This is a genomic window from uncultured Tenacibaculum sp. (assembly GCF_947502995.1).
Taxonomy (GTDB): domain Bacteria; phylum Bacteroidota; class Bacteroidia; order Flavobacteriales; family Flavobacteriaceae; genus Polaribacter.
In genome coordinates, this window is the sequence record NZ_CANNBW010000019.1 from 70,670 (window position 1) to 87,858 (window position 17,189).

16 protein-coding genes are annotated in these 17,189 nt (G+C 30.6%); 13 read left to right on the forward strand and 3 right to left on the reverse strand.

The features are described 5' to 3' along the window. Window positions 1–68: 68 nt before the first annotated feature. Both dnaK and Q1A46_RS15875 read right to left on the reverse strand, forming a co-directional pair. Window positions 69–1,976, reverse strand: a complete 1,908-nt coding sequence (gene dnaK / locus Q1A46_RS15870; RefSeq protein WP_299680934.1) for a molecular chaperone DnaK — start codon at window positions 1,974–1,976, stop codon at window positions 69–71. 131 nt (window positions 1,977–2,107) lie between these two features. Further along, window positions 2,108–2,707: an NUDIX hydrolase gene (locus tag Q1A46_RS15875; RefSeq protein ID WP_299680937.1), complete on the reverse strand. Its 600-nt coding sequence runs from the start codon at window positions 2,705–2,707 to the stop codon at window positions 2,108–2,110. A 7-nt stretch (window positions 2,708–2,714) separates the two neighbouring features. On the opposite strand from Q1A46_RS15875, the gene pyrE reads away from it, so the two are divergent. Together pyrE and Q1A46_RS15885 are read left to right on the forward strand one after the other, a co-directional pair. After that, complete coding sequence (gene pyrE, locus Q1A46_RS15880; RefSeq protein WP_299680940.1) at window positions 2,715–3,356, forward strand: orotate phosphoribosyltransferase; 642 nt, start codon at window positions 2,715–2,717, stop codon at window positions 3,354–3,356. 32 nt (window positions 3,357–3,388) lie between these two features. Continuing rightward, the gene (locus Q1A46_RS15885; protein WP_299680943.1) at window positions 3,389–3,778 is read left to right on the forward strand and encodes an SRPBCC family protein; all 390 of its coding nucleotides are present in this window, start codon (window positions 3,389–3,391) and stop codon (window positions 3,776–3,778) included. 1 nt (window position 3,779) lies between these two features. On the opposite strand, the gene Q1A46_RS15890 is transcribed toward Q1A46_RS15885, so the two are convergent. Beyond that, the gene (locus Q1A46_RS15890; protein ID WP_299680946.1) at window positions 3,780–4,514 is read right to left on the reverse strand and encodes a biotin--[acetyl-CoA-carboxylase] ligase; all 735 of its coding nucleotides are present in this window, start codon (window positions 4,512–4,514) and stop codon (window positions 3,780–3,782) included. An 87-nt stretch (window positions 4,515–4,601) separates the two neighbouring features. Here Q1A46_RS15890 and rsfS point away from each other — a divergent pair, with 87 nt between their 5' ends. From rsfS to Q1A46_RS15945, 11 genes are all read left to right on the forward strand, one after another. Next, complete coding sequence (gene rsfS / locus Q1A46_RS15895) at window positions 4,602–4,970, forward strand: ribosome silencing factor (RefSeq protein ID WP_095070708.1); 369 nt, start codon at window positions 4,602–4,604, stop codon at window positions 4,968–4,970. Window positions 4,971–4,994: 24 nt separating this feature from the next. Beyond that, on the forward strand, window positions 4,995–6,938 hold the full coding sequence (gene ftsH, locus Q1A46_RS15900; protein ID WP_299680953.1) for an ATP-dependent zinc metalloprotease FtsH: 1,944 nt from the start codon (window positions 4,995–4,997) through the stop codon (window positions 6,936–6,938). A gap of 19 nt (window positions 6,939–6,957) precedes the next feature. Continuing rightward, on the forward strand, window positions 6,958–7,545 hold the full coding sequence (locus tag Q1A46_RS15905) for a hypothetical protein (protein WP_299680956.1): 588 nt from the start codon (window positions 6,958–6,960) through the stop codon (window positions 7,543–7,545). A 2-nt stretch (window positions 7,546–7,547) separates the two neighbouring features. Further along, window positions 7,548–8,345, forward strand: coding sequence for a phosphatidate cytidylyltransferase (locus Q1A46_RS15910; protein WP_299680959.1), 798 nt, complete (start codon window positions 7,548–7,550; stop codon window positions 8,343–8,345). 1 nt (window position 8,346) lies between these two features. Then, on the forward strand, window positions 8,347–8,604 hold the full coding sequence (locus Q1A46_RS15915) for an acyl-CoA-binding protein (protein WP_299680962.1): 258 nt from the start codon (window positions 8,347–8,349) through the stop codon (window positions 8,602–8,604). 76 nt (window positions 8,605–8,680) lie between these two features. Then, entirely contained in the window at window positions 8,681–9,322 is a 642-nt protein-coding gene (locus Q1A46_RS15920) for a YceI family protein (protein WP_299680965.1), read from the forward strand. Window positions 9,323–9,661: 339 nt separating this feature from the next. Then, window positions 9,662–10,639, forward strand: a complete 978-nt coding sequence (locus tag Q1A46_RS15925) for a hypothetical protein (RefSeq protein ID WP_299680969.1) — start codon at window positions 9,662–9,664, stop codon at window positions 10,637–10,639. A 107-nt stretch (window positions 10,640–10,746) separates the two neighbouring features. Beyond that, a complete protein-coding gene (locus Q1A46_RS15930; protein WP_299680972.1) occupies window positions 10,747–11,757 on the forward strand; it encodes a hypothetical protein in 1,011 nt (336 codons plus the stop codon). 33 nt (window positions 11,758–11,790) lie between these two features. Then, on the forward strand, window positions 11,791–12,567 hold the full coding sequence (locus Q1A46_RS15935; protein WP_299680975.1) for a hypothetical protein: 777 nt from the start codon (window positions 11,791–11,793) through the stop codon (window positions 12,565–12,567). A 302-nt stretch (window positions 12,568–12,869) separates the two neighbouring features. Then, complete coding sequence (locus tag Q1A46_RS15940; protein WP_299680978.1) at window positions 12,870–16,130, forward strand: cellulase family glycosylhydrolase; 3,261 nt, start codon at window positions 12,870–12,872, stop codon at window positions 16,128–16,130. A gap of 105 nt (window positions 16,131–16,235) precedes the next feature. Beyond that, window positions 16,236–17,120, forward strand: a complete 885-nt coding sequence (locus Q1A46_RS15945) for a hypothetical protein (RefSeq protein WP_299680981.1) — start codon at window positions 16,236–16,238, stop codon at window positions 17,118–17,120. Window positions 17,121–17,189: the final 69 nt, after the last annotated feature.

Consider the following 17,189-nt stretch of genomic DNA (forward strand, 5'->3'; position numbering starts at 1 on the left):
TTTATTCAAAAAAGAGGGTTGTTCTAAATTAGAACAACCCTCTTTTAAATTTATGTAAAAGTTGTGAATTACTTCACTTCTTCGAAATCTACATCTTCTACATTATCATTGCTATCCGCTTGCGCATTTGCTCCAGCATCAGCTTGAGGTCCACCTGCAGCTCCACCAGCTTGTTGTTGTGCAGCATACATTTCTTCAGACGCAACTTTCCATGCTTCATTAATTTTCTCCATTGCAGCATCAATTTGTGCTAAATCTTTACTCTCATGAGCTTTCTTTAACTCTTCTAAAGCTGACTCAATTGGAGCTTTTTTATCTGCTGATAACTTATCACCAAACTCTTTTAATTGCTTTTCTGTTTGGAAAATCATAGAGTCTGCTCCGTTAATTTTATCTGCAGTTTCTTTAGCTTTAGCATCAGCTTCTGCATTTGCTTCAGCATCAGCTTTCATTTTTTGGATTTCCTCATCAGTTAATCCAGAAGAAGCTTCAATACGAATATCTTGCTTTTTACCAGTAGCTTTATCAGCAGCAGAAACATTAATAATTCCATTCGCATCGATATCAAATGTTACTTCGATTTGAGGAACACCTCTTGGTGCTGGAGGAATATCAGCTAATTGGAAACGTCCAATTGTTTTATTATCAGCTGCCATTGCTCTCTCTCCTTGTAACACGTGAATATCTACAGAAGGTTGGTTATCTACAGCTGTAGAGAATACTTGTGATTTCTTAGTTGGAATAGTTGTATTCGCTTCAATTAACTTCGTGAATACATTACCCATTGTTTCAATTCCTAATGATAAAGGTGTAACATCTAATAATAATACATCTTTTACATCTCCTGTTAAAACTCCTCCTTGAATTGCAGCTCCTAAAGAAACTACCTCATCTGGATTTACTCCTTTACTTGGAGATTTTCCGAAGAATTTTTCTACAGCTTCCTGAATTGCAGGAATACGAGTAGAACCTCCTACTAAGATTACTTCATCAATATCAGAAGTACTTAAATCTGCATTTCTTAAAGCAGTTTGACATGGCTCTATAGTTCTCTTTACTAAATCGTCGATTAACTGCTCAAATTTTGCTCTACTTAATGTACGCACTAAGTGTTTAGGTCCGCTAGCAGTAGCTGTAATATAAGGTAAGTTAATCTCAGTAGATGTAGTACTAGATAATTCTATTTTTGCCTTTTCAGAAGCTTCTTTTAAACGCTGTAAAGCCATAGGATCCTTACGTAAATCCATATTCTCTTCAGCTTTAAACTCCTCTGCTAACCAATTAATGATTTTTTCATCAACATCATCTCCTCCTAAGTGAGTATCTCCATCAGTTGCTAATACTTCAAATACTCCATCTCCTAATTCTAAGATAGATACATCATGTGTACCTCCACCGAAATCAAATACTACAATTTTCTTATCAGAATCAGCCTTATCTAAACCATAAGCTAAAGCAGCTGCAGTAGGTTCGTTAATAATACGACGAACTTTTAATCCTGCAATCTCTCCTGCTTCTTTTGTAGCCTGACGTTGAGCATCGTTAAAATAAGCTGGAACTGTAATTACTGCTTCAGCAACATCTTGCCCTAAGTAATCTTCAGCAGTTTTCTTCATTTTTTGTAACACCATTGCAGAAATTTCTTGCGGTGTATACAAACGATCGTCAATCTTTACACGAGGTGTATCGTTATCTCCTTTTACTACTTCGTAAGGTACCCTTTCTGCTTCTTGTAAACTTTCAGAATATTTATTTCCCATAAAACGTTTAACAGAATAAACCGTTTTAGTTGGGTTAGTTACTGCCTGACGTTTTGCTGGGTCTCCAACCTTACGTTCTCCTCCTTCTACGAAAGCAACAACAGAAGGTGTAGTTCTTTTTCCTTCTGAATTAGGAATTACTACTGGCTCATTACCTTCCATTACAGAAACGCATGAGTTGGTAGTACCTAAATCTATTCCTATAATTTTACTCATAACTTTATAATCGATTTTATTTTTAATCTAAATTTTACGAGTAGAAATAGTCAAAGGTTATGCCATTAGAAAAAAACTATTGTTTTGACAGTAATCGATAAATTTTAATGACAGTGTGACAGTATTTAGTTTTATAATTTGTAGTATTCTTCTAGAACGCTTCTAACATTGGCATATGTATTCTGTAAAGCTGCTTTTACTTGAGAAGGATTTTTAAATTTAACTCTTTTAATTCCTTCTTCTAACAAAGGTGTTAGTTTACCAGAATAATCTGTATACATTAAATACCAATATATTTTCTTTAATCTTAATTTCTTTTCGTGATAGTAGAAATGATAAGTATTAAGTAAAAATTTTTTTATAATAACATTATTTATTCCACACTCTTCCTCCACTTCTCTGACAGCAGTTTCTTCAATATCTTCATTTCCATGAATTCTTCCTTTAGGCAAATCCCATTTCCTTGCTCTAAAAATAAATAAAAGCTCTTCTTTAGCATTGCACACTAGTCCACCACCTGCTTTAATCATGTTATATTGATTGCAGAATTGTTTCCAATCGTTTTCTATATCTTCAGAATATAGGTATACACCTTTTAATTTACCTGTTTTTACCTGCTTTATAACACTACGTATTACAATATCTTTGACGTTTAATAAAGAAAAATTTTCTTCATTTTTTAGTGAAGAAGTAAATATTATAGGTCGATCATTCACAAAAACTTTATACATTTGCGCTATGATTTTAAACAAAGATACTGCAAAAAAAACTGCTGAACTTCTTTTGCAGATTAAAGCCATCAAACTAAGTCCAAATGAGCCTTTTACATGGGCTTCTGGTTGGAAATCTCCAATTTATTGTGATAACAGAGTCACACTCTCTTATCCACCGGTAAGAAACTTCTTAAAGGAAAAAATAGCGAAACTAATTGAAGAGAAATATGGAAAACCAGATGTAATCGCAGGTGTTGCTACAGGTGCTATTGCAATTGGAGTATTAGTTGCACAGGAATTAGGTCTTCCTTTTGTTTATGTAAGACCAGAACCAAAAAAACATGGCCGTAAAAATCAAATTGAAGGTTTTTTAGAAAGTGGACAAAATGTTGTCGTTGTAGAAGATTTAATAAGTACTGGAAAAAGCAGTTTAAATGCTATTAAAGCTTTAAAAGAAGCAAATGCTACTGTTAAAGGTATGGTTGCTATTTTTTCTTATGGATTTTCTATTGCAGAAGAAACATTCAGTGAATATAATTTAGATTTTTCTACGCTTAGTAATTATGAAAACTTACTAGAACAAGCTTTAGAAAGTAATTATATTACTCAAAAAGAATTACAAACCCTAGGAAATTGGAGATTAAATCCAAGTGAATGGGAACAATAATTATATATTGATCATTTAAATCTACCATAAAAATGAATATTGAAGGAAATAACGTTAATGTAAATAAATCTCAAAAAGATTTGTACGAGTTTTTAGTTCAGTTAGAGAACTTTAAAGTATTAATGCCAGAAAATACTGAAAAGTTTGAAGTAGACGGAGAATCTTTCATTTTTGGTTTAAAAGGTATGCCAGAAATTAGATTAGTGATGAAAGAAAAAACTGAATACTCAAATGTTACTTTAGGAGCAGCAAGTAGCAAATTACCTTTTACTTTATCAGCAGATATACAAGAAGTATCTGATAGTGAAAGTAATGTTCAGTTAAAATTTGAAAGTAGCTTTAACCCTATGATGGCTATGATGGTAAAAAAACCATTAACTAACTTTATTAATACACTTACTGAAAATTTAGGAAAACTATAAATTACACGAAAGTAACTTCTTTTAAATGGAACGATCGTATTGTTTCATCAGCAAGTTCTATCAGTAGTTTTCCATTAGAAGTATCTACTTCTAATATTTTACCCATAAAAACAACATCTTTATCATCTTTAAACATGCTAGGGATGTTTTTTTTATGTAAAACATTATGATACTCGTTTTTTAAAACCTCATATTGTTTTGTCGATAATAAAAGAACTTTTTCTTCAATTTTTTTTACAACATTAAATAAAACATCATCTATTGCAGCTGATTCCCCTGTAATATTTTTAATTGAAGCTGCATTGGGTATCTCATCAGAAAAGCTATTTTGATTAACGTTGATACCTATACCAACAATTGTGGCATCTATCTTATTACCTTTTAAAATATTTTCAATTAAAATCCCACAAACTTTCTTTTTCCCTGACAGAATGTCGTTTGGCCATTTAATATCTAAATTTGGCAGTCCAAAACTAGATAAAGCTTCATGTATAGCTATTGCAATAGCAAAATTTAAATATACTTGTTTACTAATTGGAAAGTCTGAAAAAGTAATATAAACACTACATAACAGGTTTTTATTAGGTTCAGAAATCCATTTTGTATTCATTTGCCCTCTGCCAGAAGTTTGTTTATCAGTTACAACAACAGTGTAGTTTGGAAGGTCTGAATTTACTGACAATTCTTTCAAAAAAGAGTTGGTAGACTCAGTGGCATCAAGTTTGATTATATTCATACACGATTAATAATAATGAACTCGTGTCAATATTACGTAAATTACTCACAAAAAAGTAATAACTTTGCTAAAAACTAAAAATATTTAATGACAAAAACTCAAGCAAGTACAGACGATTTAATCGCTACAATAATCAAAGGGATAGACGATGTTAAGGGAGAAGATATTCAATTACTAGACTTAAGAGATATCGAGAATACAGTATGTGATTATTTTGTAATTTGCACAGGAAATTCTAATACTCAAGTAAATGCTATATCTGGTTCGGTACAAAAAGTAGTTAGTAAAGAACTCAAAGACAAACCTTTTAATGTTGAAGGTCAAGGAAACTCAGAATGGGTTTTAATGGATTATGTAAATGTTGTTGTTCATATTTTCCAAAAACACGTTAGAGATTATTACGACATAGAAAGTCTTTGGGGGGATGCTAAAATTACCGAGATTAACCCCGCATAATTCTATAATTTTTCACCTACACTTATGAGCGAAAAGAAAAAAAACACTTCAAACTTTAATCTAGGCTCGAACTGGATTTATATAATATTAATTTTATTCTTAGTAGGGATGACTCTTTTTGGTAGATCTAGCGGATTTACAGAAGGAAAAGACTTATCTTCTATTGCTTTTAATGAAATTTTAAATGACAATGATATTGATAAAGTTCTTATTTTAAATAATTCAAGAGCTGAGATATATATCAAAGAAGAAGCTATAAAAGCTAAAGAAAAATATGGTAAAATTGTAAAAAATCCATTTTACAGAAAAGGTAGCCCTCTTTATGAATACAACTTTGGTGATCTTCAAAATTTTGAAAATAAAATAGAGCGTGCTAAAGAAAAGAATAATTTATCATTAGACTATCAGTACAAAGAAAGAACAAGTATTTTAGATACTGTTTTAGGTTTTTTACCTTTCATTTTATTAATCGCTATCTGGTTATTCTTCATGAGAAGAATGTCTGGTGGTGGTAGTGGTGCTGGTGGAGGCGGACAGATTTTCAACATTGGAAAATCTAGAGCTAAATTATTTGATGAAAACACCAAAGTAAAAACTACTTTTAAAAATGTTGCTGGTTTAGAAGGTGCCAAAGAAGAAGTACAAGAAATTGTTGATTTCTTAAAGAACCCTGATAAATACACTAAATTGGGTGGTAAAATTCCAAAGGGAGCTTTATTAGTAGGACCTCCAGGAACAGGTAAAACTTTATTAGCAAAAGCAGTAGCTGGTGAGGCTGGAGTACCTTTCTTTTCTCTATCTGGTTCTGATTTTGTTGAAATGTTTGTTGGTGTTGGTGCCTCACGTGTGCGTGATTTATTTAAACAAGCTACACAAAAATCTCCTTCTATAATTTTTATTGACGAGATTGACGCTATTGGTCGTGCTCGTGGAAAAAATAGTATGACTGGTAGTAACGACGAACGTGAAAATACATTAAACCAGTTATTAACTGAAATGGATGGGTTTGGAACTGATACGAACGTTATTGTATTAGCCGCTACAAACCGTGCCGAAATCCTTGATAAAGCCTTAATGCGTGCTGGTCGTTTCGATCGTCAGATATATGTTGATTTACCAGACTTACATGAGCGTAAAGAGATTTTTGATGTACATATTAAACCACTAAAACTTGCAGAAGATGTAAAGCTAGACTTCTTAGCACAACAAACTCCTGGTTTCTCTGGTGCCGATATTGCAAATTTATGTAACGAAGCTGCTTTAATTGCTGCCCGAAACAATAAAACTGCTATACACCACCAAGACTTTATGGATGCTGTTGACAGAATTGTAGGTGGTTTAGAAAAGAAAAACAAAGTGATAACTCCTAAAGAAAAGAAAGTTATTGCTTATCACGAAGCTGGGCATGCAACTGTAAGTTGGATGTTAAAATACGCTGCTCCATTAGTTAAAGTTACAATCGTTCCTAGAGGACAATCTTTAGGAGCTGCATGGTACTTACCTGAAGAGCGTAAAATTGTACAAACAGAGCAAATGCTTGACGAAATGTGTGCTACAATGGGCGGTAGAGCTGCTGAAAAGTTAATTTTTGATAAAATATCTACAGGTGCTTTAAGTGATTTAGAAAAAGTTACTAAACAAGCACGTGCTATGGTTACGGTTTATGGATTAAACGATGAAGTTGGTAATGTAACTTATTACGATTCTTCTGGAAATGATTCATTTGTAAAACCATATAGTGAAGAAACTGCTAAAACTATCGATAAAGAGATTTCTAAAATTATTGAAGGACAATATCAAAGAGCAATAGAAATCTTAGATCAGCATAAAGACAAATTAGATATTTTAGCACAAAAACTTCTAGAGAAAGAAGTTATTTTTAAAGATGATTTAATAGAAATTTTCGGTAAGAGACCTTTTGAAAAAGATGAAAAAATATCTGATGAATTAAACTCTACTGAAGAATAGTATAACTAGTAACTTTTAAATGAATTTTTTAAGAAAGTTATTTAATATAGATAAAGAGTCGTCTAATGATAAATTGATAAAAAAACAACCTGTCAATTTATCATTGGACGATTCTTTTGTACATTATTTTATTAATAAAGGCGGTAAGTTTTTATACAGTACAAAAATTGAAGAAGTCGTTCATAATTTAAAGCATATTATTGCAGAAAATGGATGGAATGAAATTTCTTGTAATGACATTGATCTGTTAAAACTTACAACCAATATTCCTGTAAAAACAAACGAAAAGTTAACCAATACAATGCCTATTCTTACAGGGTGTGAACATTTGATTGCTAATTCTGGAGAAATTTTATTTTCTTCTAATCAATTAGGAAGTCAAAAATTAGCACAACTGTCTAATGATTTTATTGTATATGCTACCACAAGCCAACTAGTAAAGAATATTGGTGAAGGTTTAACAGGAATTAAAATGAATTTTAAAGGGAATATCCCTACAAATATAAGTTCTATAAAAAATTACTCTATAACAGATTCTAAAGATGATATCTTAGAATTCAATCGTAATTCAAAAAATTTATATTTATTATTATTCGAAGATTTGTAATTATGAGTAATTTTTTAACAAGAATTATTTCAGCAATTGTTTATGCTGCACTTTTTATCTTCTGTATTGTTTTTTCAAAAGAAAGTTATATTTCATTAATAACAATCTTTGGTTCTATATGTATTTGGGAGTTCTCTAAAATAATTAATACTAGAGAAATTTTAGGATTTATACCTTTACTTCTAGGTGGTGTATATTTGAAATACACAAATTCTTTAACAGACGATATAAGTTTATATTTTTTAATTATTACTATAATCTACTTATTGTATTTAATAGTAGATTTATATGATCAAAAAATTAGAACTAGAAGTTTTTTTAATAGAATGTTTTTAACTCTAAACTATCTTATTATTCCTTTTCTATTTTTAGCCTTTTTACCTTTTGACCAAGAAAATTACAAACCACAATTAATTGTATTTGTTATTTTAATAATATGGGCCAATGATAGTTTTGCTTATTTAGTTGGTAAAAACTTTGGAAAAAGAAAGCTATTTGAGCGAATTTCACCAAAGAAAACTATAGAGGGTTTTATAGGTGGTTTTATATTCTCAATTTTTACTGGTTTATTAATAGGTAAGTATACACAACTGTTAAGTTTAACTAATTGGGCTATTATCGCTATTTTAATTTCTGTCTTTGGAACTTATGGTGATTTAGTTGAAAGCAAATTCAAAAGATTAGCAAACGTAAAAGACAGTGGTACAATTATGCCTGGTCATGGTGGACTTTTAGATCGTCTAGACAGCTTGTTTTTCCTTGCCCCCTTCGTATATTTGTATATACATTATTGTATATAAAATGATTTCTGATTTAGATAAGCTTTTTTCTGATGCCTTTGAACGTGCGAATAATACTACAAAAAAATTCGCTCCAGATGTTCAGTTACGTTTATATGCATATTATAAACAAGCTACAAAAGGAGATAATTTTTCGTACAACAATGAAGACAATTTAAAAAATGCATTTAAATTTAATGCATGGATTCAGTTGAAAGGAATGGATGAAAATGAAGCTAAAGAGAATTACATTAAATTGGTTAATTCAATTTTAAAATAGATTATCATTATTGAAAACAAACGAATAGAAAAGTAATTAGTATTAATTTAACCAACAATCTAAAATAAGATCCAAGATGAACAAATTTCTAACTATTGTAAGTATTGTAGTATTATCTTTACAATTTACTTCATGCAAATCTGAAGCTAAAAAAGAAGAAAAAAAGGAAGTTGAAACCACTACAGAAACTCCTGTAGAAAAAACTGCTCCTTTTGCTATAAAAAATGCAACAAATAGTATCAATTTTACTGCATATAAGACTACTGATAAAGTACCAGTAAACGGAATTTTTAAAAAAATTGAAATCACGAAAGGTGGTGAAGGAAATTCTATTAAAGAGGCAATGAATGGTGCTGAATTTAAAATTCCTGTAAGTAGTTTAGAAACTAAAGACAATGGAAGAAACATAAAAATCAGAAAGTTTTTCTTCTCTGTAATGGCTAACACAGTAGATTTAACAGGAAAAATTACTATTGATAACGATAGTTTAGGTACTGCAGAATTTACAATGAATAGCGTTACTGAAAAACTTCCTTTCAAATATACAATTAATGACAAAGTATTCTCTATGAGTACTACTATGGATATTGATAAGTGGAATGCACAAAGTGCTATCGCTTCTTTAAACAAAGTTTGTGAAGATTTACACAAAGGAGCTGATGGAGTTTCTAAAACATGGAATGAAGTTGCTATTAATGTAACATCTACATTTAAATAAGCTACATAAAACGATACTTTTAACATAAAAAGACCGAAATATTTTTAATATTTCGGTCTTTTTAATTTCTGCCATAACTTACTAAATAACAATGACTTGAACTTTAAAACACTTAATCTGAACATTCCCCCTCAATAAAAACAAATAATTCAATATCAAACACTTAAACTAAAACCCTCCCTTATTCGAACTTAATTTATTGTAGATTTTTCTTTTTTCCTTAACACAAGTTTTTTCTTTGCTGCAACATTTTAGTTGAAGTACTAAAAAGATGTATATGCTTTACTCTATCCCAACTATAAAAGAGTAAATATTAATAACCCTTTTAAACATTTTACAATGAAAAAACTAATTACTGCAATTGGTATCACATCAGCATTATTGTTTTTGCAATCGTGCGACAATCAAGAAGAAGAATTAAATATTATTGAAAACGAAACTAGCATACATCCTGAACATGTTTATGGACCAGCTATAACCATTAAAGATAGTGAAGAATCTGGTTTAACTAACAGAAATACTAACAGCATAAGTACAAACTGGAAAAGAATTTCATATGACGATCTTCGAACTTTTGAAGATGAGCATGGTAGAAAATCTTTTACAACTACTGATGCTTTAAAAAACAGATTCACTTTTATTTTAAATAGAGGAAGTAGAAGACCTAATAATGTTAGTATTAATGGTAGTAAATTTGGATTTGGTTCTAACCCTAACGGTAGATTTAACTGGAATGCAGATTTTAGAGCTTCTGGTAAAAAAACGAAGAATTCTAACTCAACATATACTGCTTGGAAAAGAATACAAGACATACCTGCTAGATGGGATAGAAACCGATCTAAAAAAGGAAGATGGATGGAACTACCAGGGGAATGGAGAGTAGAAACTACTAACGAAACTAATTGGAGTGTTAAAAATAGTTTTAGTCATAGTTTTTCTTTAGAAATTTCGGTTCCAGACACTTTTAAAGCTACTAATACTTTTACTGTTGGTTTAGATAGAACCAAAGGAGGTAGCGAATCAAGAAAAGTTACCGATGTATTAAGAGGTGGAAGAATTTGGGTTCCGGCAGGAAAGGCAGTAGTATGGGAAGCACAAGAACGTCATAAAACAAATAAATCTACTTGGAGCATTCCTTTAGAGTTTAGAGGGAAAATTGGTGCAGACTATGGGACTCAAAAGCATCATGGTTCACACTACTGGAGTGTACCAGCTAAAAACTTCTTTTACGATTATACAGAAAGAGATCGTAAATATGTTGTAAACGTAAGTGAAGATAATAGCAAACAAATAAGAGTTCACGCTTATATAGAATAAAAAATAAACATACATCTTTTTAGTATTCTCTAAACTTCACTGCTTTTAAACAAAAAGTATATGCAAAAACAAAAGCAGTATCTAATAATTTCTTAAATAATTTTATAATGAAAAAAGTGATTACAGCTGTAGGTATAGTAGTACTTTTCCTACACTTACATTCTTGTGATAAACAAGAAGAACAATTAATCCCCGATGAAACCAATAGTGGGGTTACAGAAAGCTTTATTATACCAGAAAGTATAATCAAAGTTAACAATCGAACTAAAAAAATTTTATCAAAAAAAAGAGACGTATTTAACACAAAATGGAGAAGGGTTACAAGACAAGATCTACAAAACTTTAGAGATGAACATGGCAAAAAGACATTTTTAAACTCAAATGGGGCTAAAAACAAATTCACCTTTATTTTAAATAAAGGAAATAGAAGACCTTGGAGTGTTAGCATCAATGATACTCAAATTGGATATAAAGGTATCAACTATAATAATAGAGCTGGATCTTTTGCTGAATTTAGAGCCTCAGGAAGGTTAATTGAAGATAAAGACACAAAACTAACTAAATGGACTCCAGTTAAAGGTATGTCTGCTTTTGTGGATAAGAATAGAGATCGTAAAGAAAAATTTATGTCGTCACCAGGTAAATGGACTGCTTCTGTTAGAAAGGGTACAACATTAACTGTTACTGGAGAAAATACAGTAACTAATGGGATAACCTTAAATATTGGTACGCTTCTTAGTGTAGAAGAAAGTGAAAGTTTTTCTTTAACCAAATCAGAAGAAAAATTACTTCTAAAAATAATTTCTCAAGAACTAAAATCTTCTGGTATATGGGTACCAGCTGGAAAATGTGTCCGCTTTACACCAGTAGAAAGACACAGAATAAATAAAGTTAAATGGAAATTTCCATTAGAATTTAAAGGAAAAGTAAGTGCAGATTTTGGAAGTAAAAAACATCAAGGTCGTCATTACTGGACTGTTAATGCTCATGATTATTTCTATGATTATACAAAAAGAGATCGAAAATTCATTGTAAATATTGATGATGAAGTTGCTCATGAATTTGGAATAAGAGCAGAAATCGTTAACTCAAAAGATAAAGGTTGTAAAAATCTTTAAAATTATTAATCATTTATTTAACCTCCTAAAATTATGAAAACCTCTATTACAAAAAACATATTAGCGTTTGCTATACTATCATTTTTTATTTCTTGTTCCTCAGAAGAATTAGTTACTAATGACGATATTCTTCAAGAACAAAATACTTCTAATTACTTAAACGAAACCAATACCATTCAGGCTAAAATTCCTAATGATAAAAGCCTTAAACTATTCTGTAAAATTGGTAGAAGTGTAAATATTAGTAAGAAACCTTCAGGTTCTCTAAAAAAGAGATTATCTCCTTATTATACTGAGAACTCTAAAAGAACTTCTCAAACTTTTAAGTTAGGTGCTAACGATTTTATTTTTAGAAAAGACGGTAAAACAAAACACTCAAGGTGTGAAGCTTTCTTAGGTGCTCAAGCTCCTAGTAAAGGAAAATACAAAACTTTAGAAGCTAAAATGAAAGTAAATACTGCTTTAAAAGAAGAATTAACATTAGCGCAATACTTTTCAGTAAACAAAAGTAAGCCTCAAATTGCACTTAGAATAGACAAAAGAGGACGTCTTAAAATTAATAGAACTGTACTAACTAATGAAAACATGGCTGGTAAATCTTTCTTTATAAGAATAGAAGCTGACGGTCATAAAGTAAGAGTTAAATACGCCAAGTCTTTAAGCGCTTTAAAGAAGAAAAAATCTTGGGATTACAATCAAAATGTTAGGTATAAGAATACAAAAAATCAGTTTAGATGGGGAGCATATTATAATTCTAAAACTGGAAAAAATGTTTCTAACACTGTAACAAATTTATTTACAAAACGTTAAACATCTTGCTTAAACATAAAGCCTATAAACAATTATAGGTTTTATGTTCCTTATATCCATTTTAACCTAAGCGATATACATCATAATAAGCTTTATTACTGATACAATGTAGCTATATTTTATTCCCTGAGTTTATTAGTTTAACCTTAGACAAATTCTGTTAATAATTATCAGTTAACAACTCTTCTGTGTAATAATGCATATTTATATCAATTAATTTACAAACAAAACCTGTGCAAAAGCACAAAAAACTGACTTGCTATCAGTTAAAAACCAAATAAACAAACGAAAAACTTTAAATCATGAAACTTACAAACATAAGTATACCCCTATGCTTTTATGTAATTTTTTCTTTAATTACATTAAACCTATCAAGTCAAACTATCGTTGAAAAACACGGTAGATTACAAGTGAAAGGAAATACAATAGTAGATAAAAGTAATACTCCTATCTGCTTAGCTGGTAATAGCTTATTTTGGAGTAACGCTGGCGATACATCAGACTTTTACAATGCTGAAACTGTTACACATTTGTCAAACAACTGGAATAGTTCTATAATTCGAGTTGCAATGGGTGTAAAAGAAAGTTGGGATTCTGGCAGAGGTTATATTGATAGTCCAGAAGCTCAAAAAGCTAAAATTAGAAAAGTTATCGATGCAGCTATCGATAATGGAATGTATGTTATTATAGATTGGCATACACATGAAGCAGAAAAATATGAAGACGAAGCTGTTGTCTTTTTTAAGGAAATGGCTGCTTTATACGGAAATTACGATAACGTTATTTATGAAATTTATAACGAACCAATTCGTCAAACTTGGCAAGAAATTAAAAGCTACTCAACAGCTGTAATAGCTGCCATTAGAAGTGAAGATCCTGACAATTTAATTGTAGTTGGAACTCCAACTTGGTCACAAGATGTAGATTTAGCATCTCAAGATCCTATTAGTGATGTTAATGTTGCATATACATTACATTTTTATTCAGGAACTCATACTCAATATTTAAGAGATAAAGCGCAAACTGCCTTAAATAATGGTATTGCTTTATTTGTTACAGAATGGGGAGCAGTTAATGCTACTGGTAATGGTGATGCAAATATTTCTGAAACTGAACGTTGGATGGATTTTTTAAAAGAAAATCATATTAGCCATGCAAATTGGTCTGTTAGTGATAAACCTGAAGGAGCTTCTATTGTTTTAAAAGATAAAGGAGTAAACGGATTACAAAATGATGAATTAACAGAAACTGGTGTTTTTATAAAAAACTTAATTAAAAACTGGCAAAATGATACAGATACAGACCCTGATCCAGATACCGGTCATGGTAAAATAGAATGTTCTACTGTGGACTGTATTTTACAAGCTATGAAAAATGCCAAACCAGGAGATGAAATTATTATAGCAGAAGGAACTTATATTCCAAGAGAAAAAGACAATACTAATGGTAGAGCTTCTAGATTTTTCTCTGATAAAAATGGAACTCAAGAAAAACCAATTATTATCCGTGCTAAAAACCCTAATAAACCTCCAATTTTAAAAGCTCCAGAAGGAAGTTATGATGGCTATGTAATGAGAATTCTTGGTGATTTTTGGCATGTTAAAGACCTTATTATAGAAGACGGTTCTAAAGGTTTAGTTTTTGATAACGCAAACAATGGAATTATTAGTAACATTACCGTTAGAGATATTGGCGAAGAAGGAATTCATTTAAGAGATGGTTCTAGTAATAATTTAGTTATCAACTGTAATGTTTCCAATACAGGAGTTAAAAAACCTGGTTTTGGTGAAGGTATTTATGTTGGTTCAGACAAATCTCAACACAACAATCCTTATGATCCAGATTGTGATAATAATACTATTGAAAATTGTATTGTTGGACCAAATGTTGCTGCTGAATGTTTTGATATTAAAGAAGGGACTACAAATACAATTATAAGAAACTGTACTTTATCTGCTAAAGGTATCACAGGAGAAAATAGCGCTGACGCATTCATTGATCTTAAAGGGACATACACATTCGTGTATAACAATACTTTTAACTTAGAAAATTCTGATGTTATTAATGCCGTTATAGATTTTCAGGATAGAAAAACAGGTTATAAAACAGGAAATAGAAATGCTGTTTTTAATAATACTTTTAATTTAGGAAACAGAGCAGATGAAATTCCTTCAATGCGCGCTAAAGGTGGTAAACCTTCAGAAATTCATTTTTGGAATAACAAAAGAAATCCTACTGGAGTTGATCCTATTTCAAACTTTTCATTAAAAGCTATGGTATTATCATGCCCATCTTGGAACATTGTTCCTTGTGAAGACAATACGAATATCGCGCCTGTTGTAACGATCTCCTCTCCTAATCAGAATGAAATATTTTTTATTGAAGATCAAATTAATGTAAATGTTTCTGCTGAAGATAGTGATGGAAGTATTGAAAATGTTGAACTTTATCTTAATGGTAAAAAAATAGATGAAGATGACTCAAAACCATACGAGTTTTCTATCTCAGATTTATCTGTTGGAAACTATACTATAACAGTTAAAGCAACTGACAACGAAGGTGCTTCTTCGGAAGATGAAGTTTCTATTGAAGTAAAAGAAAACGACAGCACTAATGAAAAACCAACTGTAACTATTACTTCACCAACTAACAATAGCACATTTACAGAAGACACAAATATTGAAGTTAATGTTAACGCTGAAGATAATGATGGAAATATTGAAAATGTGGAGCTTTATGTTAATGGTGAAAAAATAGATGAAACGAATACTAAACCTTATCTATTTTCAATTTCAGATCTTACCGCAGATGATTATACGATTTCTGTAAAAGCTACTGATGACAAAGGTGCATCTTCGGAAGATGAAATTACTATTAAAGTTACATCAGAAGATAATAACAATAACTGCAACTTTGGAACACCAGCTCAAAATGGTTTACCTTCTTTTAATGATGTTTCTTTTTTATATGCTCATATTTTGGGTAACAACGGACCTAGTTTAACTAATTTAAGACGTTTTAGAATCAATTGGAATGCAGCTCAAGGTAGACTTAGAAGATTTGCAATAAATACCGATAATGGAGTTCCAAAATACTATGTAGATTTAAAAAAGAACATCACATATGATTTTTCTAATCCTAATCCACACATCACTATTACAAATTCAGAAATAGATCGTTTAGATGGTTCGTACTGGGTTGCAAAACATCAAAATAATTTCGTAATGGTTTCCAGAGATAAAGATTTTACAATCTATTTTAGTAATACTGAAACTAAACCTAATTGTTCTCAAAACGAAATAACCTCAAGAAGTAACAATTCTAATATTCAACCAACAGTTTTCCCTAATCCAAACAAAGGAAACTTGTTGACAATAAAAAATCTTACTCCAGGAAAAAATAGCATTTCAATTATAAACTTTGATAATCAAGTTTTCCAAAAAGTAGAAGTTGAGAATGTAAATAGTACCCAAATAGATACATCTTCTCTCAAGAAAGGTATATATGTAGTAGTTATTCAAAACAATGGTACCAAAAGAACCATTTTACTTTCAAAGCTATAGTAAACACAAAGCCATCTTTTATTAAGGTGGCTTTACAATCAAACTAAAAAACAAACATCTTTCTATGTAACATTAAAGAAAATAATACAAAATAAAACCCTAAAAATGAAATACAAATCTATTGTATCACTTATTACTACTGGCATACTATTACTTGCCTGTCAAAATGAACACGAACTTATAGAAAATCAAGACGATACAAAACTATCCGCAGAAGAAACTCTTGACATTTACAATAAGAATTCAAATTTATCAAATTGTAATCCTGGTAAAAAAAATATGTTTACAAGAGAAGTAGACATAAAAAACCCAGTAAATGATGGTAAAATTGACGATCGAACTTGTTTCTCCGACTATTTTGAAACTAAAGAGGGAAATACCATTTATGGTAATTATCAAATCGCTGAGAATTCTAATCACTTTGGTGGAAGATTACAACCTAGGATGGAACGATCTTTTCCTAGATCAAACAATAAAAGTGGAAGTTTTGTAGAATTTAAAGGAACTGTACGAATATTACAAGTTGGTAATACTACTTCTTCTAGTAATGATGGTACTTACATTGCACAGGCCAAAGGAAAACACATTGGTGGAGGTGGTTCTCCAGATCCAGCCATTTGTTTATACTTAGCTAAACCAGTTTATGGTAAAGACAGACAAGGTAGAAGAACACAAATTGCTTTTGATATTTATAGAGAACAAATTAATTACAGAGGTGGTTCTGGTAAAAATGGTCGAAAACTTGTTAAGTTAACTAGAATAGATAAAGGTAGACCTACCAATTTTGAATTAAAAGTTGGATTTAGAACTGAAAATGGTAAAAAAATACAGTATGCTAATGCCGTTATTGGCAATAAAATTTTTTTCTGGAATATTCCTCAACCTCAAAGAGGAAGAGAATCTGGAATTAGATACGGTGCATATCGTGTAAAAGGTGGTAAAGCTAGAATTCAATGGGCTAACACATCTTTCAGGAAAATAAACAGATAGTAATTACGTAGTAATTTGTTTGGTTTAGTTTGATTATAAAGGAAGGCTGTATTTTACAGCTTTCCTTTT

Coding starts and splice junctions, on each gene's coding strand:
- Q1A46_RS15890 (WP_299680946.1), bottom strand. CDS start 4,514: ATGAATATAATCAAACTTGATGCCACTGAGTCTACCAACTCTTTTTTG.
- Q1A46_RS15945 (WP_299680981.1), top strand. CDS start 16,236: ATGAAATACAAATCTATTGTATCACTTATTACTACTGGCATACTATTA.
- pyrE (WP_299680940.1), top strand. CDS start 2,715: ATGATTTTAAACAAAGATACTGCAAAAAAAACTGCTGAACTTCTTTTG.
- ftsH (WP_299680953.1), top strand. CDS start 4,995: ATGAGCGAAAAGAAAAAAAACACTTCAAACTTTAATCTAGGCTCGAAC.
- Q1A46_RS15940 (WP_299680978.1), top strand. CDS start 12,870: ATGAAACTTACAAACATAAGTATACCCCTATGCTTTTATGTAATTTTT.
- Q1A46_RS15875 (WP_299680937.1), bottom strand. CDS start 2,707: ATGTATAAAGTTTTTGTGAATGATCGACCTATAATATTTACTTCTTCA.
- Q1A46_RS15920 (WP_299680965.1), top strand. CDS start 8,681: ATGAACAAATTTCTAACTATTGTAAGTATTGTAGTATTATCTTTACAA.
- Q1A46_RS15905 (WP_299680956.1), top strand. CDS start 6,958: ATGAATTTTTTAAGAAAGTTATTTAATATAGATAAAGAGTCGTCTAAT.
- Q1A46_RS15935 (WP_299680975.1), top strand. CDS start 11,791: ATGAAAACCTCTATTACAAAAAACATATTAGCGTTTGCTATACTATCA.
- rsfS (WP_095070708.1), top strand. CDS start 4,602: ATGACAAAAACTCAAGCAAGTACAGACGATTTAATCGCTACAATAATC.
- Q1A46_RS15925 (WP_299680969.1), top strand. CDS start 9,662: ATGAAAAAACTAATTACTGCAATTGGTATCACATCAGCATTATTGTTT.
- Q1A46_RS15910 (WP_299680959.1), top strand. CDS start 7,548: ATGAGTAATTTTTTAACAAGAATTATTTCAGCAATTGTTTATGCTGCA.
- Q1A46_RS15930 (WP_299680972.1), top strand. CDS start 10,747: ATGAAAAAAGTGATTACAGCTGTAGGTATAGTAGTACTTTTCCTACAC.
- dnaK (WP_299680934.1), bottom strand. CDS start 1,976: ATGAGTAAAATTATAGGAATAGATTTAGGTACTACCAACTCATGCGTT.
- Q1A46_RS15885 (WP_299680943.1), top strand. CDS start 3,389: ATGAATATTGAAGGAAATAACGTTAATGTAAATAAATCTCAAAAAGAT.
- Q1A46_RS15915 (WP_299680962.1), top strand. CDS start 8,347: ATGATTTCTGATTTAGATAAGCTTTTTTCTGATGCCTTTGAACGTGCG.